This is a genomic window from Flavonifractor sp. AGMB03687, assembly GCF_017811815.1.
Taxonomy (GTDB): domain Bacteria; phylum Bacillota; class Clostridia; order Oscillospirales; family Oscillospiraceae; genus Flavonifractor.
Genome location: NZ_JADKZI010000002.1, coordinates 97,232 through 119,434 on the forward strand (window position 1 = coordinate 97,232; position 22,203 = coordinate 119,434).

A 22,203-nucleotide genomic window follows, 5' to 3' on the forward strand; every position below is an offset into this window, starting at 1 on the left:
GCGGGGACGCTTTTTAATTGCTGGTCAGTAACAACAGATCTTTGGAGGGCAGCTCCAGCCATAGAGGGTTGCGGCCTGCCAGAGCAGCCCAGCTTTCTTTCTCCAGCTTGAGACGCAGACGGGAAAATTCCCGCGTTCCCCCGGGCGTGGAGAGCATAACGACGGTGGAAAAGACATTTTCCACCACCCGTTCCACCTGGCAGGGCAGGCGGTTGGGTCCCGGTCCATCTACGGGCTGGATGCAGTGGGACCACAGGCCGATATGGGAGAGATTGGCCGGAAGGGGACGGCCCGGGTCCAGGACCACGCCCCAGTCCAGGGCCTCCACCATGCCGTCCGCTGTGGGCCGTGCCCGGGACACGTTTTTGCAGCCGGACAGCAGGCAGGCGGACAGGGTGCGGGGAGCCTTAAAAAGTTCCTGTACCGGCCTCGTAGCCTGGGAGCGGCCATGGTCCAGTACGCACACCTGCTGGCACAGCCGCTGCACCTCGTCCTGATTGTGGGTGACAAAGAGCACAGGACCGGAGAAGGCGGAGAGAATGTCAGCCAGCTCCAGCTCTACCTGCCACTTCAGATAGCTGTCCAGAGCGGAGAAGGGCTCGTCCAGCAGCAGTACCTCCGGTTGACTGGAAAGGATGCGGGCCAGGGCCACCCGCTGCTGCTGACCGCCGGACAGCTGCCGGGGGTATTTGTGATCCTGCCCCTCCAGATAGAAGGAGGAGATGAGGCGGCTCACCGTCTCCTTCCGGGCGGCCTTGTCGGCCACACCCACGGCGATGTTCTGGGCTACCGTCATGTTGGGAAAGAGGGCGTAGTTCTGAAAGAGATAGCCCACCTTCCGCTTCTGGGGCGGCAGATTGATGTGGCACTCCGAGTCAAAGAGTACCTTGTCGTCCAGCACGATGCGGCCCCGGTCGGGTTTCTCGATGCCGGCAATGCACTTGAGGGTGAGGCTTTTGCCGCAGCCCGAGCCCCCCAGCAGACCGGTGATCTGGCCGCTCTCGGTCTCAAAGGAGCAATCCAGCTGAAATTTGCCGAAATCCTTATGAATATTCACCTGTAACCGCATCAGTCCACCTCCTGGGAGACAGGAACGGCCCGGCGGCGGGTGCGGCGGTCCTTTTTCTCCAGCATATTCACGGCCAGCAGCACCACGGCGGAGATGGCCAGGTTGATGAGTACCCACCGCATGGCTCCCGCGTCATCTCCAGTGCGCCACAGCTGGTACACCGTGGTGGAGATAGTGGCGGTCTTGCCGGGGGTGTATCCGGCGATCATGGCGGTAGCGCCATACTCGCCCAGAGCCCGGGCGAAAGCCAGTACGGTACCGGCGATAATGCCCTGCTTGCAGTAGGGCATCATGACCCGCCAAAAGATCCAGGTGTTGGATTTGCCCAGAGTACGGGCGGCGTGGGCCAGGGTGACGTCGAAGGACTCGAAGGCGCCACGGGCGGTGCGGTACATCAGGGGGAAGGCCACCACCGCCGAGGCGAAGATGGCGGAGTACCACACCATGGTCAGCCGCAGGTCGAAGACCTCCAGAAACCATAGCCCAATGGTCCGCTTGGGGCCCAGCAGCCGTAGCAGGAAATAGCCCACCACGGTGGGAGGGAGGACCAGAGGGAGGGTGAGTACCACGTCCAGCACACCCTTTACCAGCCGGGGCAGCTTGGCCACATAGTAGGCCGCCAGGATACCCAGGAAGAAGATGAGTACGGTGGAAATGGCGGCGATGCGCAGGGAATTAAAAAGGGGATAGAGGTCCAGAACCGATCACCTGCCTTAGAAAATGGGCCTGCCGCCCTGGCGGCAGGCCCTTGTGTTTACTGGATGACGGTAAAGCCAACGCCCTCCAGCACGGAGATGGCGCTCTCGTCGGTGTGCAGATAGTCCAGGAAGGCCTGGGCGGCGGCCTGACTGGTCTCATCGGTGCCGCACTTCATGACGGCGGCAGGGTAGATGACCTGGTCGCACATGTCGGCAGTGGCCTGATCCACCACGTTGAGCTCGTAGGTAAAGGCGTCGGTGGCATAGATGATGCCGCAGTCCACGGCGCCCTCCTTCACCTGGTTGGCTACCTCGGACACGTTGGAAGCGTAGGTTACCTTACCGGCGTCCTCCAGGGCGGTGATGTCAATGCCCAGGGTGTCCAGGATCTGGAGAGAGTAGGCTCCCACGGGCACGTCGTCATTGCCCAGGCAGAGCAGGGACAGCTTGTCGGTGGCCAGATCGGAGAAGGACTGGATGTCCTTGGGGTTGTCGTCGGGCACCGCCAGCACCACCTTGTTCTCCACAAAGTTGATGCGGGTGTCAGACAGCACAAAGTCCAGGCCCTCGTTGGTGCCGGTGGTGTCGGCGGCGTCCAGCTGGTTCATCTGCTTCTGGGCGGCGGAGATAAACAGGTCGCACACGGCGCCCTCCTCGATCTGAGTCTTCAGGGTGCCGGAGGAGTCAAAGGTAAAGATCAGGTTGACGTTGGGGGCAACCTCTTTGTACTGCTCGGCGATCTGAGTGAGGGTGGCCTCCATGGAGGCGGCGGCGAACACCACCACGTCCACCGTTTCCGCCTGAGCGGGAGTCTCGCTGTTCTGGGCGGGGGTATTGGCGGCGCCGGAATTGTTGCCTCCGCAGGCGGCCAGCGCCAGGATCAACGACAGGGACAGGATCAGGGATACGATTTTTTTCATGCTGCATTCTCCTTTACAAACTGGTAGGCGACCCTGTTTCCGGGGGCGCCCCGGCCCGTTGCCATGGCGCAAGGGCTTTAGGCGATACGGGCTCGAAGAATTCAGGACTTATTTTAACGGGCACAGTTACCCGTAGTCCCCCTTAAAATCTCCAGGCCGTGGCCCAGGGCGGGGAGGATAAACTCCAGGCACTCCCGCACCGCCTTGGGGCTGCCGGGCAGGTTGACCATAAGGGTCTGCTTGCGGATACCCGCCGCCGCCCGGCTCAGCATGGCCCGGGGGGTGATCTGGAGAGACTGCCACCGCATGGCCTCGGCAATGCCGGGGGCGGGGCGCTCGGTGACCGCCAGAGTGGCCTCCGGGGTCAGGTCGGTGGGGGAGAAGCCGGTGCCGCCGGTGGTGAGGACCAGGTCGGCCAGGTCATTGTCGCACAGCCGCTTCAATTCCGAGGACAGGGGCTCCAGCCCATCGGGCAGCAGGGTGGTATAGACCACCTCATAGCCTGCCGCCTCCACCAGTTCCCGGATCACCGGGCCGCTCTTGTCCTCCCGCTGTCCGGCGTAGCCGGAGTCGCTGAGGGTGATGATGGCTACCCGCATGTTCAGCCCTCCTCCACGATGGTGAGGTTGTCTCCCACCGAGATGGTGCCCCCGTGGAGCACCTTGGTGAATACGCCCTCCCGGGGCATGATGCAGTCACCCATGACCTTGTAGATCTCACAGTGGGCGTGGCACTGTTTGCCCACCTGGGTCAGCTCCAGCAGCACATCGTTGCACTTGAATTTGGTGCCGATGGGCAGAGCCTTGAAGTCATAGCCCTCCACCACCAGGTTTTCGCCAAACGCGCCGTCGTCCACCACGGCGCCTCTGGCCCGGAAGGCCTCCACCTGCTCATGGGAGAGGAGGGACACCTGCCGGTGCCACTTGCCCGCGTGGGCGTCTCCCTGGATGCCCCAGTCCTCCACGAACTGGGCGGAGCCCACATTTTTCTTCTGGGTGCCCTTCTGTTCACTGACACAGACAGCGATTACTTTGCCCATGTTCTTATCCTCCAATTTGATTCATGTTGCGGCCCTCGTCAGCCGCCTCCCGCTGTCTGCCGAAGTGGTGGCTGGCGGGTTTGTGGTTGATGGCGTCTGCCATGGCGGTTTGCAGGGCGGTGTCGTCGGCACCAGCATCCAGCAGGGCCTTCAGATCCACCCCGTGGTCGTATTGCAGACAGGTCTTGAGAAAACCGGTGGCGGTGAGCCGGACCCGGTTGCAGCTCTGGCAGAACTGGTGGGACACCGCGCTGATGAAGCCCACCTTGCCCCGGAAACCCTGGAAGGTCACGTTGCGGCTGGGGCCGCCCAGGCGATCGGGTTCGCAGGGGAGGGAGGGGCCGAAGGCCTCCTCCAGCCGGGCGAGGACCTCCTCCTCGGTGCGGCGGGTGAGGGTGTCCCCCAGGCCGATAGGCATCAGCTCAATGAAGCGGACGGTCAGGTCCCGGTCCCTGGCCAGGGCGGTCAGAGGCACCAGCTGGGCGTCGTTGCCTCCCGAGGGGACGCAGTTGACCTTGACGGTGAGTCCCGGCGCGGCCAGGGCGGCCTCCAGGCCTTCCAGGGCCCGGGGCAGCTCGTCTCGCCGGGTAAGGGAGGCAAACTGGGCCCGGTCCAGGGTGTCCAGGCTGAGGTTCACGCCGTCCAGTCCGGCCTCCAGCAGGCCGGGCAGCTGCTCGGCCAGCAGCACTCCGTTGGTGGTGAGGCTGACGGTGCGGATGCCGTCAATAGATTTCAGCTCCTTCACCAGCCCGGCCAGTCCCTTGCGCACCAGGGGCTCGCCGCCGGTGAGGCGCACCTTTTCCACTCCCAGCCCGGCGGCCAGACGGACCAGGCGCACGATCTGTTCATAGGAGAGGATGGCACTGTGGTCCACCCACTCCACGCCCTCCTCGGGCATACAGTAGCGGCACCGCAGGTTGCACCGGTCGGTGACGGATACCCGCAGGTAGCGGATGTTGCGGCCAAATTGATCATACATGGGGCAGGCCCTCCTTTACCAGACGGAGCAGAAAACGGGCCACGCCCTGGGGATCGTTGAGGGGGAGCACCGGCGCGCCGGGGCACTCCAGCGGCAGGTCGGTAACCAGGGCCAGCAGGGTGGCCGGATCGGATACCGGGGCCTCCGAATTGCCCTTGCGTACCACCTCCAGCTTGGGCCAGGCAGTGTATTTGAAGCCCTCCAGCAGGAGCAGGTCGGCCTCGGGGAACTGGGTGATCAAAAAATCCTCCGTTACCGGATGGCGCTTGACCACCTTGAATTTCTCTCCGTCAAAGATGGCGGTGCCTGCCGCACCGGCAGCCATAAAGCGGCCGGTATCGGTGCCGGGCGGGTCGGGGATGAAGGAGTGGCCGTCGTGCTTGATGACCGCCACGTTCAGCCCGGCCTCCGCCAGAAGGGGGAGGACCGATTCGATGAGGGTGGTCTTGCCGGAGTTTTTTACGCCGGACACTGCCACCACCAGGGGTTCAGACACGGTCGTACACCCCCGATTTGCCGCCCTCCTTGTGGACCAGATGGATGTCGCCCAGCTCCATGCCCTTATCGATGGCCTTGCACATGTCGTAGATGGTGAGCAGTGCCACCGAGACGCCGGTGAGGGCCTCCATCTCCACGCCGGTCTTGCCGGAGAGCCTGACGGTGCAGGTGGCCCGCACGGCGCAGGCCTCCTCCAGGATCTCAAAATCCACCGACAGGTGGCTGAGCAGCAGGGGATGGCACAGGGGGATCAGCTCCCAGGTGCGCTTGGCGGCCATAATGCCCGCCACCCGAGCCACCCCCAGCACGTCGCCCTTGGCGGCGGTGCGGCCGGTAATGGCATCCAGAATGGGGCGGGTGACCTTAATGGTGCCCTCGGCCACCGCCGTGCGGTAGGTGGGCTCCTTGCCGGTCACGTCCACCATGATGGCGTTGCCGGCCTCGTCAAAATGATTGAAAGCAGGTTCCATACTAACCTCCTGTAGCATCGATATGGATGGTCACAGCAGCCAGACCTGGACGGTCTGTCCGGCCTCCGCCGGGGGCGAGCCCGCCGGAAGCTCCACCAGACAGCTGCATCCCACCAGAGAGGCTAGCTGGCCGGAGGAATGGCCCTGGGGGAGGGTAACCTCATCATCTAGGTAGATGCCCCGGAGAAAACGCCGCCGGGGGCTGGATTTATCATAGGGAGTGGTGAGGACGGCCTGCTTCTGCCGGGGAAGCAGATGGGGCTCCCAGGCCAGGGCGGCCAGCAGGGGCCGGGCCAGCAATTCAAAGGTGGTGAAGGCGGCAAAGGGGTTGCCCGACAGGGACAGGATGGGCTTGCCGCCGAACCGGGAGAACATGGCCGGAGTGCCCGGCTTCAGGTTTACCTTCCAGAACACCCGCTCCGCCCCCAGCAGGGGGAGGGCCTGGTGGAAAATATCCTTGTCGCCCACCGACACGCCGCCGGTGGTAATAAGCAGGTCGCAGTCAGCCAGCAGCTCGCCCATGGTTTCCGCCACCGCGGTAGGGGAGTCGGCGGCGTGGCGGCCCACAGCGGGGATACCCAGCTCTGTCAGCCGGGCCAGAAGCAGGACCTGGTTGGAGCCGTAGATCTTGCCGGGGGGCAGGGGCTGTCCAGCCTCCACCACCTCATCCCCGGTGGTGAGCAGTCCCACCTTGGGGCGGCGGCACACGGGCACCTCCGTGATGCCGGCGCTGGCCAGCACCCCCAGGGCGGCGGCGTCCAGCCGTGCGCCTGCCGGAAGCAGCAGGCTGCCCGCCCGGTAGTCCTCACCTTGGTAGACATAATTTTTATGCGGGGGGAGAGAGGCGTAGATGCTCACCGGGTCGCCCCGGTCGGTGTCCTCCTGACGGAGCACACAGTCACACCCTTCCGGCAGCATGGCTCCCGTCATGATGCGGATGGCCTGGCCGGGCCCCAGAGGACACCGGGGCGCGTCTCCGGCGTAGAGGGTGTCCACCACAGGCAGACGGACGGGGTGCTCCCGCTCTGCTCCGGCGATGTCCGCGGAGCGGAGGGCGTAGCCGTCCAGAGGAGAGCGATCAAAGGGCGGCTGGTCCATGGGGGCGGTTATATCGGCCGCCAAGGTGCGACCCAGGGCCTGAAAAGCGGGCAACACTTCGGTGCCCAGGGGGGACAGCCCCTGAGTCATCCGCTCTATCGCCTGCTCCAGAGAGAGATCGGTGTCCATGGTCAGCACCCCTTGCCGAAGGGGCAGATGGGGTAGTGGCACTCCGGGCAGCCCAGGCACAGGCCGCCATGGCCCAGGGCCTTCAGATCGGCCCGGCTCACCTTGACTCCGGCGGCAATGCGGGGAAGCACCAGGTCAAACACAGTAGCCTTGGCGTACATGACGCAGCCGGGCAGGCCCATGATGGGGGTGCCGTCGGCGAAGTAGCCCAGCAGGAACATGGCGCCGGGCAGCACCGGGGCACCGTAGGATACGATGTCCGCGCCGGTGTCCTTGATGGCCTTGGGAGTCTTGTCGTCGGGGTCCACGCTCATGCCGCCGGTGCACAGGATCAGGTCCACGCCCTTGGCCTTGTAGTCCAGGGCGGCGGTGGTGATGGCGGCCATGTCGTCGCCGGGCAGGCAGTGTTCGGTCACCTTGATGCCGTAGGCGGCCAGCTTGTCGATGATGACGGGGGTGAAGGTATCCTCAATGAGGCCCTTGGCCACCTCGCTGCCGGTGGTGATGAGGCCGCAGGTCTTCAGCTTCCAGGGGGTGAGGGAGAGAATGGGGCCGGTTCCTGCACGCTCCTCCACCGCTTTCAGCTTGTCCTCGGCAATGACCAGGGGGATGATGCGGGTACCCGCCAGCTTGTCCCCCTTGTGGACGGCGGTGTTGGTGTGGCGGGTGGCGATCATGATCTCATCCTCGCCGTTGAGGGCATTGAGCCGGTCCACATCCACCTGGAACAGGCCGTCCATGTCGGCGATGAGCTCGATCTTGCCCTCCTTCACGGCGGTGCCGTGCATATGCTCATTCTGACACAGGGCCTGAAGCCGGAGGGCGGCCTCGTCCTCGTGGAGCATGCCGGGCTGGCGCTCCCACACATAGAGGTGCTCCTTGCCCATGCTCAGCAGCACCGGGATGTCCTCCTCGGTCACCACATGGCCCTTGCGGAACCGGGCGTCCTTGGTGACGCCCCGGATGATCTGAGTCAGGTCGTGGCAGAGCACATGGCCCACCGCGTCGCGGGTATCGATCAGTTTCATGTTGTGTTCCTCCAAACAAAAAAGAGGTACCGTCTTTTTACGGTACCTCCGGACAGAAGGGTACAATACCCCCCTGTAAAAGAGACTCCTTTTCAAAGACGGAAGGCCGTGCCGTTTCCAGCCCGACCCTGGCGGTGCGCCATAGGCATGCCCTTAGGCGGTCCCGCTCGGAGTGAAAGATTCAGATGATAAAATGAGTATAACACAGTTTCCTGAAAATGCAACCCAAACTGACGGGTTCCATTTATCCGGGGATGTGGTAGAATAGGGGCAAAGGAGAGATGGATATGAGCAAGCTGCGGGGACGCTTTGCCCCCAGTCCCAGCGGGCGGATGCACCTGGGCAATCTGTTTTCCGGCCTGCTGGCCTGGCTGTCGGTGCGCTCCGCCGGGGGCACCATGGTGCTGCGGATGGAGGACCTGGACCCGGACCGGTGCCGGGAGGAGTACGCCCGCCAGCTGGCCGACGATCTGCGCTGGCTGGGCCTGGACTGGGACGAGGGGTACCAGGTGGGCGGCCCCAACGGGCCATACTCCCAGAGTGAACGCACGGAATTGTACGCCGGAGCCTTCCGAAAACTGGAGGAGATGGGCCTGGTCTACCCCTGTTTCTGCACCCGGGCCGAGCGGCTGGCCGCCTCCGCACCCCACCGGTCGGACGGACAGATCATCTACTCTGGCAGGTGCAAACACTTGACAGAAAAAGAGAAACAGGAATTGTCCGCAAACCGTTGCCCCGCATGGCGTTTGACGGTAGACAACAAGGAAATATCCTTTACAGATAAGCTGCAGGGGGAGTACCGGGAAAACCTGCAGGAGGACTGCGGAGACTTCATCATTCGCCGGTCCGACGGGGTGTATGCCTACCAGCTGGCGGTGGTGTATGACGACGGCGCCATGGAGATCAACCAGGTGGTGCGGGGGAGGGACCTGCTGGACTCCACACCCCGGCAGATCTATCTCCATACCCTGCTGGGATTCCGGCCTCCGGAGTTCTGTCACGTCCCCCTGCTGCTGGCTCCGGACGGGCGGCGGTTGTCCAAGCGGGAACGGGATCTGGACATGGGCGCCCTGCGGCAGCGGTTTACGCCGGAGGCGCTCACCGGACTGCTGGCCTTCTGGGCGGGGCAGCTGGACAGGCCGGAGCCGGTCCGTCCGGCGGAGCTGGCTAAGCGCTTTGACTGGGCCAAGGTGCCCGGAGGAGATATTACGATCGATCCACAGTGTCTTTAAAAGGAGGACATGAACGATGAAACCGAAACGTTGCCCCCCTGTGATCGTGAGTTGTGTGTGTCTGCTTGGTATGCTCCTGGGAATGGGCTTGTCCGGGTGCAGTAACCCTGGTCAACCGAACACCCCGGAGCCTTCAGCGGAACCGGGCCTGCTGGCGGAATATCATGGAGAAAAGGTCTATCAGGCCGATGTGGAGCGCTATCAGCAAAATGTGGATGCGATTTCTTCCGGTGGGGCAGCGGATCTGCCGACAACGGAAGAGGCTCTGAATGAAATTCTGCGGAGCATGGTTTTGCTGGAGGAAGCCCAGCGGCTTGGGTATGAGGCCACCCAGGCCGAGATCGACGCCTTGGTGGAGAATGCGGAGCTTTCTTACGCCATACCGGAAGGCAAAGAAATGATCGACCAGTACTGCCAGAAGGTCGGCATCACGGCGGAGGAATATTTTGCCCTCCTGGAGGAGCAGGCGCCAAGGAACATTGCCCGGCAGAAGCTGCTCAACGCGGTGGGAGAGGCGTACTGTGAGGAGCACGGCCTAACCTATACCAGGGTCAATCCGCCGGCGGAAATGTTGGAAGCACGGGAAGCCTACGTTGCGGATCTGTTTGCAAAGGCCCAGGATGAGATTACATACTATAATATGGATTGACGTTGTATCGTAAAAAACGGGAGCGCTGCAGAGGGTTGTCTGCAGCGCTCCCGCTTTTGATCAGGAGAAGCTCACCTGGCAGTCGGTGGGGACCACGCACACATAGGTGGTGCCCACGCCGAAGGTGATGGGGTTGCCGTTGGAGTCCGTATAGTGGAACTGGCCGCTGGGGTACTGCTTGCTCCAGGTCAGGTCGGTGATCTTGCCGCCGCAGGCAAAGTAGCCGGTGCCGCCGCTGGACAGGTCCACCGTGATGTGGCCCAGATAGTCGCCGGTGTTGCGGCAGGCGGTCTTGAGGATGACCACATTGGTCACCTCCACCTGCTCCTGGGTGTTGCCGTCTATGTAGGCCGCGCCGTACTCCTCCACGCCGTATTTGCCGGTGTCCTCGTTGTAGACAAAGCGGCCGGTCTTGTAGCTGGAGACGGGGACGGTGATCTCCCCGGCGGACACGCCGTCAGCTGGGGTACCGTCTTCGGCAAACTCCATCTCATAGGTGTAGCCGTCCTTGTGGTCCAGGCGGATGTTATAGGTGGGCAGCAGGTCAATGATGGTCTGTCCCGTGGTGACCACGGTGTGCTCCAGGCTGTAGGTCTGCCGGCGCACCGGGTCCCGCCACATCAGGTTGCTGCCCTCTGTCTTGCCCAGGTAGGGACCCCGCACCGCATCCAGAGCGGTGACGCCCCACTGGCTGATCTTGCTGTAGGCGTCCTCGCTGCCGCCGGCGTGCAGGAAGATGGCGTCGTGGCCCAGAGCCACCTCCAGATAGTAGGGGCGGGCGGAGCGGATGGAGCCGATGGTGCCCACACCGTCCAGGGACTGATAGACGCCCACCATGCGGGTGATGCCTCCCTCAGCGGGGATCTCATAGATGATATCGGCCTGCGACTGGCCCAGCTGGGGCAGGGCCTGCTTCAGGTTGTTGAGCATGATGGCCACCGGGCGGCGGTTGACCCACTCCTCGCCGATGGGCAGGCCGGTGAGGGGATTGACCGGGCCGTCATAGGGGGTAGGGGAGGGAGTGGCCTCCACCACAGGGGTAGGCGAGGGAGAGGGAGCGGTGGATTCCTCCGGTCCCGGCGTACCGCCGCAGGCAGACAGCAGCAGCGGAAGGGTGAGCAGCAGGGGCAGTAATTTTTTTCCCATGACGGTATCCTCCAATTTTCACTGAATGCCCGGCGTCGGACCGGAAATCTAATCCTATCATACCCTGTGGGACAAGCCTCCGTCAAGCGGTGGGGCAATTGGAAATTGCACTTGTGATTTGAGCCCGGCTTGGGTATAATGAATGGTAAGCGGCAAACGCGTCGGAAAGGAGAGCTCCATGGCACGTCACGGTTTCATCCACGATAAACTGGATATCAAGTTTCTCATCCTCTATATCATGGCACGGGTGGCGGCTCCCATCGACTTTCACGCGCTGACCGACCTGACCATGTGTGACGACGGCGTGGACTACTTTGAGTTTGCCGAGGCGGTCTCCGAGCTGGTGGAGACCGGTCACCTGACCCTGGAGGACGGGCTGTACGCCATTACGGATAAGGGCCGGGCCAACGGCGCTGCCTGCGAGAGCAGCCTGCCCTACACTGTCAAGCAGAAGTGCACCGTCCGCCTGGCCAAGGTCAACGGCATCCTCCGCCGCAACGCCCAGGTGCGCTCCAGTGTGGAGGACCGGCCCGAGGGTGGCAGCGTGGTCAAGATGGAGCTGGACGACGATAAGGGCAACCTGTTTACCCTCCAGCTGTTCTGCGGCACCCGGGAGCAGGCCCAGCGGATGGCCCAGGGTTTTCAGGAGGAGCCGGAGCGGGTCTATCACGACGTGATCGCCGCTCTGCTGGACTGGGAGAAGAACCGATAAATTTTTCGCGGAATAGGAAAAATAATGGTTGACAAACCAGGCCCGGCCCGCTATAATAATCAAGCAGTCTTTTGACGGGGCTGTGTTCTGCGGATGTGCTGGAACTGGTAGACTGGCTAGCTTGAGGTGCTAGTGGCCCACGGCCGTACGGGTTCGAGTCCCGTCATCCGCACCATATGCGCGAGTGGTGGAATTGGCAGACTCGCTAGATTCAGGTTCTAGTGTGCATTACGCACGTGCGGGTTCAAGTCCCGCCTCGCGCACCAAAAAAGAAGGACATCCGTAAAGGATGTCCTTCTTTTTTGGATACCGCAAGAAATTAACATGCTCGGGGCAAGTGAATTGCCCCTGCGCCGAGGTTTTGCCTGGGGCAAAACACTCGTACGGCGCAAAAGCGCCGACGGCCCGAAGGGCCGGTTTTTAAAAAGCGATTAAACGCTTGTACGGCCCTGGCCTAGGGCCGCTATCATCCCAGGAATGGAGGAACAGGACCATGAATGAGAAGGAAGTAGGCGAGCTGCGCCGCAGGTTCAAGGGCGATAAAAGTGCCATCACCCATGTGCGCGGGTGTTATGTCAATGAGAAGCGGGAGATCGTCTCCCAGTTTGATCAGTCTCTGGCCCTGATGAGCGAGGAGGAGAGCGAGAAGCTGCTGGCCATCCTCCGCCGGACCCTCTCCGGCGGCATCGACCGCAACCTCATTGACGTCAGCTTTGCCACCCGCCAGGTGGCGGAGGGGGAGGAGCACAAGCTGCTCATGGCCCTGCGGGACTCCGGCCTCCAGAATGAGGAGGCGGTTCAGAACTTTTTCCAGAAGGCCATTGAAAGCCTGGACCTGGAGGGCAGCTATCTCATCCTGCTGGCCCACGACCGCTACGACGTGCCCTACCGGGCCAAGGACGGCGAGACCCAGAAGGACGCCTCCGAGGAGGTCTATTCCTACATCCTGTGCAGCATCTGCCCGGTGAAGCAGACCAAGCCCGCCCTCAGCTTCTATGTGCGGGAGAACCGCTTCTACAACCGGCAGGCGGACTGGCTGGTGTCTCCGCCGGAGCTGGGCTTCCTGTTCCCTGCCTTTGACAACCGCAGCACCAACCTGTACGACGCCCTCTACTATAATAAGGACGTGGGTGAGAACCACCAGGACTTTGCCCAGGCCATTTTCTGCACCCAGATCCCCATGCCCGCCCAGGCCCAGAAGGAGACCTTCCAGGCCATCCTGGGAGAGACCCTGGGGGAGGAGTGCAGCTACGAGGTGGTCCAGGCGGTCCATGACCAGCTGCGGGAGTTGGTGGAGGAGCACAAGGAGAACAAGGAGGAAGAGCCCCTGATGGTGTCCAAGGGGGCGGTAAAGTGCGTGCTCCAGTCCTGCGGCGTGTCCGAAAGCCATATCAACGCCTTTGACAGCCGCTATGACGACAGCTTTGGTGAGGATACCCGCCTGAGTCCCCGCAACCTGGTGGACGCCAAGCAGGTCCAGCTGTCCATGCCCGACGTGACCATCAAGGTCTCTCCCGAGTACAGCGCCCTGGTGGAGACCCGTACCATCAACGGTAAGAAGTACATCCTCATCCCGGCGGAGGGCGAGGTGGAGGTCAACGGCGTACCCATCCATATTGAGGACTGACAGCCTGGAACAGGGAATTGCATCTTTCGGCAAAATAGGGTACAATCAACCTAATCACTGTTCCAGGGAGGCCTGCATCAATGGGCATATTCAATCCGGAGAATGGCATCTACCGCTATACCGAGAAACTGGTGGATCTGATCCTCCTCAGCATCTTCTGGGTGGCTTGTTCGCTGCCCCTGGTGACGCTGGGACCGGCTACAGCCGCACTGTATAACACCGTGGTCCGCTGCATCCGCCACAATGAGCGCAACAGCTGGGGGATGTTCTTTACTACCTTCAAGAACAACCTGAAGGTAGGAGTCCTCACCAGTCTGGTGGTGATCCCGGTAGCAGTCATTTTGATCTTCCTCTATGATTTGCTCTACCAGTCTGCGCAGCTCAACAGCACGGGGTATGTGCTCTTCTATGCCTATCAGATCTTCCTGCTGCTGCCGGTGGGAGCGGCCTGTTACCTCTTTCCCGTCCTCTCCCGGTTTACCTTCCAGGTGGGCGGGCTGATCGGCACCTGCGCCAAGCTGGCCATCGCCCATCTGCCCAGCACCATCCTGCTGGCGGTCATCTTCTTCGCCGCGGTGACCCTGTGCTCCAATCTGATCCTGTTCCTGTTCCTGCTGCCCACCATTGTGGCGCTGCTCCACTCCTTCCTGCTGGAGCGTATCTTCAAGCCTTACATCGACGCCCAGAGAGGGACGCCGGAGGAAGAGGAATAAACCCATGAAAAAAGTGCCTGCTGCGTATGCAGCAGGTACTTTTTTGCTTTCTTGCGGAGGATCAGCGCAGCACAGCGCCCAGGTCCTTCTCCAGAGCAGCCAGGATGCTCTTCACATCCTCATCGGCCTCCTCGCTGGTGAGGGAGCGGTCGTCGGCACGGAGCACCAGGCTGAAGGCCACGGACTTCTTGCCCTCATCCACGCCCTTGCCGCGATAGATGTCGAAGAGCTTGCAGTCCTTCAGCAGGCCCTTGGCGCCCTTGCGGATGCAGGACTCCAGAGCGCCCACGGTGACCGCCTCGTCGCACACCACGGCAATGTCGCGGGTGACGGCGGGGAACTTGGGCAGGGGGACGTACTCAGGATCGGCGCCCTTGGCGGCCATGAGGGCGTTGAGCTCCAGCTCAGCGCAGTAGAACTGGGCATCCACGCCGTAGTTCTGAGCCACCAGGGGATGGATCTGACCCATCACGCCGATGCGGCGGTCACCGGCATAAACGTCGGCCACACGGCCGGGGTGATAGGAGGGATTGGCCTCGGCGGGCACCTCAAAGTGGATGTCAGCAGCCCGCAGGTCCTTGAGAATGGCCTCCACGCAGCCCTTCAGGGTGTAGAAGTCCATATCGTCGCCATAGGCGCCCATGGACAGGACCTTGTTCTCCACAGCCAGGCCGTCTTCGCCGCCGGGCAGGTAGATGCGGCCCACCTCGTACAGGCGCACGTTCTGGTTGCGGTAGTTGTAGTTGCGGGTCAGGATCTCCAGCATGGAGGGCAGCACAGTGGTGCGCATGATAGAGGTGTCCTCACCCAGGGGGTTGAGGATCTTGAAGGACTCACGACGGGCGTCGTTCTCGTCCCAGCGGATCTTGTCGTAGCAGGTGGGGGAGATGAAGGAGTAGGTGATGATCTCATCATAACCCATGGAGCGGCACATGGAGCCCAGCTGACGCTCCAGCAGCTCCTCCTCGCCGTAGCCGCCCAGAGTGGTCTGGCCCCGCATGAGGGTGGTGGGGATGTTGTTGTAGCCGTGGAAACGGGCCACCTCTTCCGCCAGGTCGGCCATGCCGATGACGTCGCCGCGCCAGGAGGGTACGGTCACCTGGTCGCCGTCCACCTGGAAGTCCAGCTTCTTCAGGATGGACACCATCTCGGCCTCAGGCACGTCGGTGCCCAGCAGGCCGTTGATCTTCTCAGGCTCCAGCTTGAGGACACGGGGCTGGGGCACGTAGTTGAGGATGTCGATGGTGCCGTCCAGCACCTCACCGGCGCCCAGCAGCTCCACCAGCTCGCAGGCCCGGTTGACGGCGGGCAGGGTGTTCAGGGGGTCCAGGCCCTTCTCGAACTTGGCGGAAGCCTCGGTGCGCATGCCCAGGGCCAGGGCGCCCTTGCGGATGCAGGTGCCATCGAAGCAGGCGGACTCGAAGACCACGTCCACAGTGTCGTCCACGATCTCGCTGTTCTCGCCGCCCATGATGCCCGCTAGGCCCACGGCCCGGGTCTCGTCGGCGATGACCAGGTGGTTGGCGTTGAGCTTGCGCACCTGGCCGTCCAGGGTGGTAAGCTCCTCGCCCTCGGCAGCCCGGCGGACGATGATCTTGCCGCCCTTCACATAGCGGTAGTCAAAGGCGTGCATGGGCTGGCCGTACTCCAGCATGACGTAGTTGGTGATGTCCACGATGTTGTTGATGGGACGCACGCCCATGGAGCGCAGCCGCTCCCGCATCCACTTGGGGGAGGGGCCGATCTTCACGTTGCGCACCATGCGGGCGGTGTACCGGGGGCACAGGTCGGCGGCAGCGGTCTCTACGTCCAGCAGCTCCATGAGGTTGCCGTTTCCGCCGCCCTTGACCACAGGCTTGTGGAGGGTGAGGGGGGCGTCAAAGGTGGCAGCAGCCTCCCGGGCCAGACCGATGACGGAGAGGCAGTCGGGGCGGTTGGGAGTGATCTCAAACTCCACCACGTGGTCGTCAGCACCAATAATGGGCTTGATGTCGTCGCCGGGCTTTACACCCTCCTCGTTGAGGACGAAAATGCCGTCGGGGATGCAGTGGGGGAACTCAGCCTGCTGGGCGTGAAGATCCTCCAGGGTGCAGATGGAGTTGGACTTGGTATTGTAGGCCACCAGGTCGCCTTCGTGGAGGTTGGGGCAGGTGGTGGAGACAGTAGCGGTGCCATCGCCGGTGTTCAGGGCCACCTCATAGGCGGAGTAGCCGGTGGTGGTGACGCCGGTCACCTGGGCAGCCGCCACGGGACCGTAGATCTTGTGGCCGGGCTGGATGTCGGCGGGGATGGAGGGCTTGTCCTTGTCCAGGGGGTGATAGTCGCCCAGAATGGCGGCGGGGACGATGGTGGCATAGGGAAAGTCGCGGGTGTCCAGGCCCAGCTCACTGAGGCCGCAGAACATACCGTTGGACACAGCGCCACGCAGCTTGCCCTTCTGGATCTTCACGCCGCCGGGCAGGGTGGACTTGTGGAGGGCCACCGGCATCAGATCGCCGGGGTGGATGTTCCAGGCACCGGTGACGATCTGGATGGGCTCCTCCTGAGCCACATCCACCTGGCAGATCCACATGTGGTCGGAGTCGGGATGCCGCTCCATGGACAGCAGCTTGCCCACCACCACATTGGAGATTTCCTCGCCCAGGTCGTGGGTCAGCTCCACCTTGGAGCCGGACAGGGTCATAGCCTCAGCAAATTCCTTGTCGGAGGCAGTCACAGTGACAAATTCATTCAGCCATTTTCTGCTCAGATTCATTGTTTCTACACTCCTTTCTCAGAATTGCTCCAGGAACCGGACGTCGTTCTCGAAGATGAGACGCAGGTCAGCGATCTTGAAGCGGCGCATGGCGGTACGCTCCAGGCCGATGCCGAAGGCCCAGCCGGAGTACACGTTGGGGTCGATGCCGCTCATCTCCAGCACCCGGGGGTGAATCATGCCCGCGCCCAGCAGCTCGATCCAGCCCTCGCCCTTACAGGTGGGGCAGCCCACGCCGCCGCACTTGTGGCACTGCACGTCCATCTCGCAGGAGGGCTCGGTGAAGGGGAAGTGGTGGGGACGGAAGCGGGTCTTGGTGCCCTTGCCGTACAGCTTCTCCACCACGGTGTTCAGGGTGCCCTTCAGGTCGGCCATGGTGACGCCCTTGTCGATGACCATGCCCTCCACCTGGTGGAACATGGGGGAGTGGGTGGCATCCACCTCGTCCTTGCGGTACACACGGCCGGGGGCGATGATGCGGATGGGCAGCTCCATGGAGTCCATGGCCCGGACCTGCATGGGGGAGGTCTGGGAGCGAAGCATCACGCGGCTGTCCTCGTCAAAGTAGAAGGTGTCGGACCAGTCGCGGGAGGGATGGCCCTCCTCGGCATTGAGGCGGTCAAAGTTCAGTTTGGCCAGCTCCACCTCGGGGCCGTCCAGCACGGTGAAGCCCATGCCGATGAAGATCTCCTTGATCTCATCCAGGGCGATATACATGGGATGACGGTGGCCGGTCTTGACGGCCTTGCCGGGGACGGTGACGTCCAGGGCCTCCGCCTTCAGCCGGTCCTCCAGGGCCTTGGCCTCCAGCTCCTTGCCCTTGGCCTCCAGGGCGTTCTCCAGGGCGGTACGGACCTCGTTGGCCAGCTGGCCCATGGCGGGGCGCTCCTCGGCGGACAGCTTGCCCATCATCTTGAGCACCGCGGTGAGCTCGCCCTTCTTGCCCAGGTATTTGACCCGCAGCGCGTCCAGATCCTGAGCGGTGTCGGCGCCGTCAAAGGCAGCCAGCGCCTCCTGGCGTATGGTTTCCAGTGTTTCCTTCATATTCGCAGCTCCTTTTGCAGTAATTACAAATGAAAAAAGCCTTCCATCCCAATCCACTGGGACGAAAGGCAAACCTTCCGCGGTACCACCCGCATTTCCCGCACACGGCGGGCACTCTGGCCCCGATAACGTGAGGCGAATCCGTCCCTGTCTCCAGGGCCGCTCCAGGACGAACCGAACGGGCCAACCCCACATCCGCTTTCAGCCGGTGACGGACGCTCTCTGCTGGGCCGGGGACCGCTCTTTTTCCCTTCTTCGCATGTAAACCTATTTATAGCACAGATTTACAAAAAGCGCAAGATTAAAATTGACGGAGCGGGGCGGACAGCATATAATGGGGACGGTCTGGCGGGTCGGATAAGCCCGCCAAGGAATAGAGAGATACCATGGAACAGGAGCGTGGATAAACATGCGGATCGCCACAGCGCAGCAGATGCGCGAGATCGACCGGATCACGATTCAGGAGCGGGGGGTACCGTCCACCCAGCTGATGGAGCGGGCGGCCGCGGCGGTAGCCGATGAGGTCATGTCCCTGACCGGCGACTGTGCCGGCCGGGTGGTTTGTTTTTGCGGGCCGGGCAACAACGGCGGCGACGGCGTGGCCTGCGCCCGGCAGCTGCTGGAAGCGGGCTTTGAGGTGCGGTGTGTTCTGGTGGGCAGCCATGAGAAGATGACCCAGGACACCCGGGCTATGGAGGTAAAGCTGGCGGCGGCAGGGGGAAAGCTGGAGCCCTTCCAGCCCGATGACGCCGATTTTGCGGCCTGGTGCCTGAAGGCGGACGCCATGGTGGACGCCATCTTCGGCATCGGCCTGAACAGCGATGTGCGGGGGGACGCCCTCACCGCCATCCATATGATGAATACCTGTGATATCCCGGTGGTGTCCGCTGATATCCCCAGCGGAGTGGAGACTGACACCGGCCGGGTGCTGGGCGCGGCGGTGCATGCCCGGAGCACTGTGACCTTCACCCTGCCCAAGGTGGGTCACTATGTGGGCAAGGGCGGCCTGTGTACCGGTACCCTGACGGTGGCGGACATCGGCATCCCCAAGGATCTGGTGGACGCTCTGGATTGCCCAGTCCAGAGCGTGGAGGGCAGTGACGTGGTCCTGCCCCGCCGTCCGCTGGACGCCCATAAGGGTGATTTCGGCCGCTGTGCCATTGTGGGAGGCAGCGTGGGCTATACCGGCGCCCCGGTGCTGGCGGCCCAGGCGGCGGTGCGTACCGGCGCCGGTCTGGTGTCGCTGGGTGTGCCCACGCCCATCTGGGCGGTGGCCGCCGCCAAGCTGGACGAGGCCATGCCCTACCCTCTGCCGGCAGGGAAGGAGGGCCAGCTCTCCCTGGAGGCGGGGGAGGCCATCCACCACAAGCTGGCGGGCTGCGGCGTGTGCCTCATCGGTCCGGGCCTGGGCCGGGGCAACGGCGTGTCCGCCGTGGTGCGTCACCTGCTCAGTGAGATCCATATCCCGGTGATCCTGGACGCCGACGGCATAAATGCGCTGGAGGGACATATAGATATTCTGGACGCGCGGCAGGGCCTCCATACGGTGCTCACCCCCCACGACGGGGAGTTTGCCCGGCTGGGCGGCGACCTGTCCGATGGGGACCGGCTGGGTGCGGCCCGGAACTTTGCCATGGAACACTGCTGCTGTCTGGTGCTCAAGGGCCACCGCACCATTACCGCCTTCCCCGACGGTACCGCCTACATCAACACCACCGGCAACCCTGGCATGGCCAAGGGTGGCAGCGGTGATGTGCTGGCAGGGGTAATCCTCTCCCTGCTGGGCCAGGGCCTGCCCGCCCGGCAGGCGGTGCCCATGGCGGTGTGGCTCCACGGAGCGGCAGGCGACCTGTGCGCGGAGGAGATCGGGGAATACGGCATGACCCCCACCGATGTGGTGGCCACCCTGCCCCGAATCCTGAAGGAACACGTGAAATAAAGGGGGAACGGCCGTGCGCCGCCGAGGGTGTGTGTGCGTACTGACGATGATCCTCTGCCTGGCCCTGACCGCCTGCGGCGGCGGAGCCACCGGAGCGGAGCAGTTGGCCCTGGACATCCGGGGGGAATATCTGGCCATGGAGGGCTGTACGGCGTCGTTGACCGTTACTGCCGACTATGGCCAGCGAGTCTATGAGTACGGCATGGACCTGGCGTACCGGCGGGAGGGTGAGAGTGTGCTCACCATCACCAGTCCGGAGGCTGTGGCGGGGGTGACCGCCCGGCTGGAAAACGGCAGCGGCAGCCTGGAGTATGACGGGGTGCGGGTGGAGACCGGCCCCCTGGACGAGAGCGGTATGAGTCCCATGGATGCGGTGCCCGCCCTGATGCGCTATGCCGCCGAGGGTTTTATCGCCGAGTGTGTGATGGAGGAAGGGGACCAGGGGCAGGTGCTGCGGGTGATCTGCCGGGACCCGGACCATCAGGCGGGGGAGGGGCAGGAGTGCTCCCTCTGGTTTGATCCGGACAGCCACGCCCTGCTGCGGGGCGAGCTGTCCCAGGACGGCTATACCGTGATCCAGTGTGTCTTTTCCGACTTTCAGGCTGTGGAAGATTAAAAAAACAGGAGGCGCGCAAGCGCCTCCTGCTTTTTGCTTAAAATGCGGTGGGACCGTTGTCGTCGTCCTCGCCGGGAGCGGCCTGAGCCACTTCCTGCTCCAGGTCGTCCAGCTCGGCCAGACGGCGGCGCAGCTCCTCCCGCTGCTGAGCGGTCATCTCGTTGATGTGCCGGTCGAACTGCTCCTCCCGGCGGCGCTGGGCCTCCTCCTGGTACTTGCGCTGGAGCTCCACGCCGTGCTTGCGGCCCTCCTCCAGGGCCACGGCGCCCTTTTCCACCAGAACCTTGCCGGCCTTGCCAGCCTGCTCGGCAGCCAGAGCCACCAGACCCACGCTGGCCAGACCCACGTCGGCCAATACCTTACCTACGTTTTCCACCATAGGAATAACCTCCTTTATGATACCCGCTGGGGGATCGATTGATAGGCTGATTTATGCTGTGTACCCATAGTATATCCGAAAGCGGCCAAAATGTCTTGAGGAATCTATGAACATTCGATGAAAAATAGATGAAAGTGGGATTAGGTTCGGACTTGTGGCCGGGGCGGCGGCGTAGTATAATGGGGGCGGCGCAGTCTGCCCATGGGCGGCCACGCCATTTTGGTATCGGATGCAGATACCGCGTATCTTATGGCTTAAGAGGATGACCGATGAAACAGACGCAGACAAGGACCTGGACGGAGATCGATCTGTCCAATCTGGAACATAATTACCGGGCCCTGCGGGCCATGCTGCCCCAGGGCTGCCGCTTCCTGGGTGTGGTGAAGGCTGACGCCTACGGCCACGGCGCCGTGCCGGTGGCCCAACGGCTGGAACAGCTGGGGGCGGAATATCTGGCGGTGGCCTGCCTGGACGAGGCTATGGAGCTGCGGCAGGCGGGGATCACCACCCCCATCCTGATTTTGGGCTATACCCCCGTCGAGCGGGCCAATACCCTGCTGGAGGGCGGCATTACCCAGACCGTGTACGATCTGGACATGGCCAAGGCCCTGTCCGCCGCGGCGGTGGCCGCGGGTAAGACCCTGAAAATCCACGTCAAGGCCGATACCGGCATGTCCCGGCTGGGCTGGCTGTGCGGCGGGGACCATCTGGGAGAGGCGGCGGACGCCATTGCTCAGGTGTGTGCCCTGCCCGGCCTGGAGGCGGAGGGAATTTATACTCACTTTGCCAACGCCGACGGGGACGAGGACTATACCATGCTTCAGTTCACCCGTTTCCTGGATCTGCTGGAGGAGCTGAAGGGCAGGGGGATCACCTTTGCCATCCGCCACTGTGCCGCCAGCGCCGCGGCCCTCAACTTCCCCTGCACCCATCTGGACATGGTGCGGCCAGGCATTGCCCTGTACGGCCATTACCCCGACCCCTCCTGCGAGGGACTGGACGGCCCCGGCCTGCGGCCGGTGATGACCCTCAAGACCCGGGTGGCCTCGGTGAAGACGGTGCCTGCCGGGACCCCGGTAAGCTACGGCTGCACCCACGTGCTGGATCATGAGACCAAGCTGGCCGCCCTCACCATCGGCTATGCCGACGGCCTGCCCCGGCTGTGCTCCGACCAGCTGGAGGTACTCATCAAGGGTCAGCGGGCCAAAGTGGTGGGCCGCATCTGCATGGATATGTGCATGGCGGACGTCACCGGCCTGGATGTGGCGCCGGGAGACGAGGTGGAGGTGTTCGGCGAGCACCTGCCCATCGAGGCTATGGCGGCCATGGCGGGCACCATCCAGTACGAACTGCTGTGCGCCGTGTCCCCCCGGGTCCACCGGGCCTATCTGGACTGAGGCACCGGCTGCTGCGCTCGGGCATACAATGAGCCGGGGGAGAAAGGCCCGGCCAGACGGCGGGGG

The 22,203-nt window shown here is 63.1% G+C and carries 22 protein-coding genes, 2 tRNA genes and 2 riboswitches; of the genes, 10 read left to right on the top strand and 14 right to left on the bottom strand.

Annotated elements, in window-relative coordinates; all coding sequences use genetic code 11:
* Positions 1 to 13: 13 nt before the first annotated feature.
* The 10 genes from J9789_RS03740 to J9789_RS03785 form a co-directional block, all read right to left on the bottom strand.
* Entirely contained in the window at positions 14 to 1,069 is a 1,056-nt protein-coding gene (locus J9789_RS03740; RefSeq protein WP_209342524.1) for a sulfate/molybdate ABC transporter ATP-binding protein, read from the bottom strand.
* Positions 1,069 to 1,767 carry a molybdate ABC transporter permease subunit gene (modB, locus tag J9789_RS03745; RefSeq protein WP_209343706.1) on the bottom strand — a complete coding sequence of 233 codons (699 nt, stop codon included), beginning with the start codon at positions 1,765 to 1,767 and terminating at the stop codon, positions 1,069 to 1,071. Before modB ends, J9789_RS03740 begins: the two co-directional genes overlap by 1 nt.
* A 56-nt stretch (positions 1,768 to 1,823) precedes the next feature.
* Positions 1,824 to 2,687: a molybdate ABC transporter substrate-binding protein gene (modA, locus tag J9789_RS03750; protein WP_209342526.1), complete on the bottom strand. Its 864-nt coding sequence runs from the start codon at positions 2,685 to 2,687 to the stop codon at positions 1,824 to 1,826.
* Positions 2,680 to 2,797, bottom strand: a riboswitch (molybdenum cofactor riboswitch). (Overlaps the previous gene by 8 nt.)
* Before the next feature lie 3 nt (positions 2,798 to 2,800).
* Positions 2,801 to 3,286 (bottom strand): MogA/MoaB family molybdenum cofactor biosynthesis protein, encoded by a 486-nt coding sequence (locus J9789_RS03755; RefSeq protein ID WP_209342528.1) that lies wholly within the window; start codon positions 3,284 to 3,286, stop codon positions 2,801 to 2,803.
* Positions 3,287 to 3,288: 2 nt separating this feature from the next.
* Positions 3,289 to 3,726, bottom strand: coding sequence for an MOSC domain-containing protein (locus J9789_RS03760; protein WP_209342530.1), 438 nt, complete (start codon positions 3,724 to 3,726; stop codon positions 3,289 to 3,291).
* 4 nt (positions 3,727 to 3,730) lie between these two features.
* The gene (gene moaA / locus J9789_RS03765) at positions 3,731 to 4,705 is read right to left on the bottom strand and encodes a GTP 3',8-cyclase MoaA (protein WP_209342533.1); all 975 of its coding nucleotides are present in this window, start codon (positions 4,703 to 4,705) and stop codon (positions 3,731 to 3,733) included.
* Positions 4,698 to 5,201: a molybdopterin-guanine dinucleotide biosynthesis protein B gene (mobB, locus tag J9789_RS03770; RefSeq protein ID WP_209342536.1), complete on the bottom strand. Its 504-nt coding sequence runs from the start codon at positions 5,199 to 5,201 to the stop codon at positions 4,698 to 4,700. The genes moaA and mobB overlap by 8 nt, the downstream gene beginning before the upstream one ends.
* Positions 5,194 to 5,673 (bottom strand): cyclic pyranopterin monophosphate synthase MoaC, encoded by a 480-nt coding sequence (moaC, locus tag J9789_RS03775; RefSeq protein WP_209342537.1) that lies wholly within the window; start codon positions 5,671 to 5,673, stop codon positions 5,194 to 5,196. Before moaC ends, mobB begins: the two co-directional genes overlap by 8 nt.
* Positions 5,674 to 5,703: 30 nt before the next feature.
* Positions 5,704 to 6,900 carry a gephyrin-like molybdotransferase Glp gene (glp, locus tag J9789_RS03780; RefSeq protein WP_209342538.1) on the bottom strand — a complete coding sequence of 399 codons (1,197 nt, stop codon included), beginning with the start codon at positions 6,898 to 6,900 and terminating at the stop codon, positions 5,704 to 5,706.
* A 2-nt stretch (positions 6,901 to 6,902) separates the two neighbouring features.
* Positions 6,903 to 7,928: a molybdopterin-binding protein gene (locus J9789_RS03785; RefSeq protein ID WP_209342540.1), complete on the bottom strand. Its 1,026-nt coding sequence runs from the start codon at positions 7,926 to 7,928 to the stop codon at positions 6,903 to 6,905.
* A gap of 69 nt (positions 7,929 to 7,997) precedes the next feature.
* A riboswitch (molybdenum cofactor riboswitch) is annotated at positions 7,998 to 8,113 on the bottom strand.
* Between the two features lie 102 nt (positions 8,114 to 8,215).
* Between J9789_RS03785 and gluQRS the strand changes: the two genes are divergently transcribed.
* Complete coding sequence (gluQRS, locus tag J9789_RS03790) at positions 8,216 to 9,160, top strand: tRNA glutamyl-Q(34) synthetase GluQRS (protein WP_209342541.1); 945 nt, start codon at positions 8,216 to 8,218, stop codon at positions 9,158 to 9,160.
* 16 nt (positions 9,161 to 9,176) lie between these two features.
* Positions 9,177 to 9,809, top strand: coding sequence for a hypothetical protein (locus J9789_RS03795; protein ID WP_209342543.1), 633 nt, complete (start codon positions 9,177 to 9,179; stop codon positions 9,807 to 9,809).
* Positions 9,810 to 9,869: 60 nt separating this feature from the next.
* On the opposite strand, the gene J9789_RS03800 is transcribed toward J9789_RS03795, so the two are convergent.
* Positions 9,870 to 10,955 (bottom strand): DUF3048 domain-containing protein, encoded by a 1,086-nt coding sequence (locus tag J9789_RS03800; RefSeq protein ID WP_209342545.1) that lies wholly within the window; start codon positions 10,953 to 10,955, stop codon positions 9,870 to 9,872.
* Positions 10,956 to 11,133: 178 nt separating this feature from the next.
* Here J9789_RS03800 and J9789_RS03805 point away from each other — a divergent pair, with 178 nt between their 5' ends.
* The 5 genes from J9789_RS03805 to J9789_RS03825 all read left to right on the top strand — a co-directional run bounded on the left by J9789_RS03805 (position 11,134) and on the right by J9789_RS03825 (position 14,007).
* A complete protein-coding gene (locus tag J9789_RS03805; protein ID WP_209342547.1) occupies positions 11,134 to 11,667 on the top strand; it encodes a DUF4364 family protein in 534 nt (177 codons plus the stop codon).
* Positions 11,668 to 11,756: 89 nt separating this feature from the next.
* Positions 11,757 to 11,842: transfer RNA gene (locus tag J9789_RS03810), tRNA-Leu, on the top strand.
* 3 nt (positions 11,843 to 11,845) lie between these two features.
* Positions 11,846 to 11,933: transfer RNA gene (locus tag J9789_RS03815), tRNA-Leu, on the top strand.
* Between the two features lie 227 nt (positions 11,934 to 12,160).
* Positions 12,161 to 13,294 (top strand): DUF4317 domain-containing protein, encoded by a 1,134-nt coding sequence (locus tag J9789_RS03820; RefSeq protein ID WP_209342549.1) that lies wholly within the window; start codon positions 12,161 to 12,163, stop codon positions 13,292 to 13,294.
* An 80-nt stretch (positions 13,295 to 13,374) separates the two neighbouring features.
* A complete protein-coding gene (locus J9789_RS03825) occupies positions 13,375 to 14,007 on the top strand; it encodes a DUF624 domain-containing protein (protein WP_209342551.1) in 633 nt (210 codons plus the stop codon).
* A 61-nt stretch (positions 14,008 to 14,068) separates the two neighbouring features.
* Here the strand turns inward: J9789_RS03825 and pheT are convergent, their stop codons facing one another.
* The gene (gene pheT / locus J9789_RS03830) at positions 14,069 to 16,762 is read right to left on the bottom strand and encodes a phenylalanine--tRNA ligase subunit beta (protein WP_209342553.1); all 2,694 of its coding nucleotides are present in this window, start codon (positions 16,760 to 16,762) and stop codon (positions 14,069 to 14,071) included.
* Positions 16,763 to 16,780: 18 nt separating this feature from the next.
* Entirely contained in the window at positions 16,781 to 17,806 is a 1,026-nt protein-coding gene (gene pheS / locus J9789_RS03835) for a phenylalanine--tRNA ligase subunit alpha (RefSeq protein WP_209342555.1), read from the bottom strand.
* Between the two features lie 409 nt (positions 17,807 to 18,215).
* On the opposite strand from pheS, the gene J9789_RS03840 reads away from it, so the two are divergent.
* Both J9789_RS03840 and J9789_RS03845 read left to right on the top strand, forming a co-directional pair.
* Complete coding sequence (locus J9789_RS03840) at positions 18,216 to 19,745, top strand: NAD(P)H-hydrate dehydratase (RefSeq protein ID WP_209342557.1); 1,530 nt, start codon at positions 18,216 to 18,218, stop codon at positions 19,743 to 19,745.
* A 13-nt stretch (positions 19,746 to 19,758) separates the two neighbouring features.
* Positions 19,759 to 20,361: a hypothetical protein gene (locus J9789_RS03845; protein WP_348633628.1), complete on the top strand. Its 603-nt coding sequence runs from the start codon at positions 19,759 to 19,761 to the stop codon at positions 20,359 to 20,361.
* Positions 20,362 to 20,398: 37 nt separating this feature from the next.
* Here the strand turns inward: J9789_RS03845 and J9789_RS03850 are convergent, their stop codons facing one another.
* Positions 20,399 to 20,740 (bottom strand): hypothetical protein, encoded by a 342-nt coding sequence (locus tag J9789_RS03850; protein ID WP_209342559.1) that lies wholly within the window; start codon positions 20,738 to 20,740, stop codon positions 20,399 to 20,401.
* A gap of 269 nt (positions 20,741 to 21,009) precedes the next feature.
* Here J9789_RS03850 and alr point away from each other — a divergent pair, with 269 nt between their 5' ends.
* A complete protein-coding gene (gene alr / locus J9789_RS03855) occupies positions 21,010 to 22,137 on the top strand; it encodes an alanine racemase (RefSeq protein WP_209342560.1) in 1,128 nt (375 codons plus the stop codon).
* Positions 22,138 to 22,203 lie beyond the last annotated feature (66 nt).

Excerpts from the sequence above, each read along its gene's own strand:
- J9789_RS03740 (WP_209342524.1), bottom strand. The coding sequence starts at position 1,069 with ATGCGGTTACAGGTGAATATTCATAAGGATTTCGGCAAATTTCAGCTG.
- modA (WP_209342526.1), bottom strand. The coding sequence starts at position 2,687 with ATGAAAAAAATCGTATCCCTGATCCTGTCCCTGTCGTTGATCCTGGCG.
- J9789_RS03755 (WP_209342528.1), bottom strand. The coding sequence starts at position 3,286 with ATGCGGGTAGCCATCATCACCCTCAGCGACTCCGGCTACGCCGGACAG.
- J9789_RS03760 (WP_209342530.1), bottom strand. The coding sequence starts at position 3,726 with ATGGGCAAAGTAATCGCTGTCTGTGTCAGTGAACAGAAGGGCACCCAG.
- moaA (WP_209342533.1), bottom strand. The coding sequence starts at position 4,705 with ATGTATGATCAATTTGGCCGCAACATCCGCTACCTGCGGGTATCCGTC.
- moaC (WP_209342537.1), bottom strand. The coding sequence starts at position 5,673 with ATGGAACCTGCTTTCAATCATTTTGACGAGGCCGGCAACGCCATCATG.
- glp (WP_209342538.1), bottom strand. The coding sequence starts at position 6,900 with ATGGACACCGATCTCTCTCTGGAGCAGGCGATAGAGCGGATGACTCAG.
- J9789_RS03785 (WP_209342540.1), bottom strand. The coding sequence starts at position 7,928 with ATGAAACTGATCGATACCCGCGACGCGGTGGGCCATGTGCTCTGCCAC.
- gluQRS (WP_209342541.1), top strand. The coding sequence starts at position 8,216 with ATGAGCAAGCTGCGGGGACGCTTTGCCCCCAGTCCCAGCGGGCGGATG.
- J9789_RS03795 (WP_209342543.1), top strand. The coding sequence starts at position 9,177 with ATGAAACCGAAACGTTGCCCCCCTGTGATCGTGAGTTGTGTGTGTCTG.
- J9789_RS03800 (WP_209342545.1), bottom strand. The coding sequence starts at position 10,955 with ATGGGAAAAAAATTACTGCCCCTGCTGCTCACCCTTCCGCTGCTGCTG.
- J9789_RS03805 (WP_209342547.1), top strand. The coding sequence starts at position 11,134 with ATGGCACGTCACGGTTTCATCCACGATAAACTGGATATCAAGTTTCTC.
- J9789_RS03820 (WP_209342549.1), top strand. The coding sequence starts at position 12,161 with ATGAATGAGAAGGAAGTAGGCGAGCTGCGCCGCAGGTTCAAGGGCGAT.
- J9789_RS03825 (WP_209342551.1), top strand. The coding sequence starts at position 13,375 with ATGGGCATATTCAATCCGGAGAATGGCATCTACCGCTATACCGAGAAA.
- pheT (WP_209342553.1), bottom strand. The coding sequence starts at position 16,762 with ATGAATCTGAGCAGAAAATGGCTGAATGAATTTGTCACTGTGACTGCC.
- pheS (WP_209342555.1), bottom strand. The coding sequence starts at position 17,806 with ATGAAGGAAACACTGGAAACCATACGCCAGGAGGCGCTGGCTGCCTTT.
- J9789_RS03840 (WP_209342557.1), top strand. The coding sequence starts at position 18,216 with ATGCGGATCGCCACAGCGCAGCAGATGCGCGAGATCGACCGGATCACG.
- J9789_RS03850 (WP_209342559.1), bottom strand. The coding sequence starts at position 20,740 with ATGGTGGAAAACGTAGGTAAGGTATTGGCCGACGTGGGTCTGGCCAGC.
- alr (WP_209342560.1), top strand. The coding sequence starts at position 21,010 with ATGAAACAGACGCAGACAAGGACCTGGACGGAGATCGATCTGTCCAAT.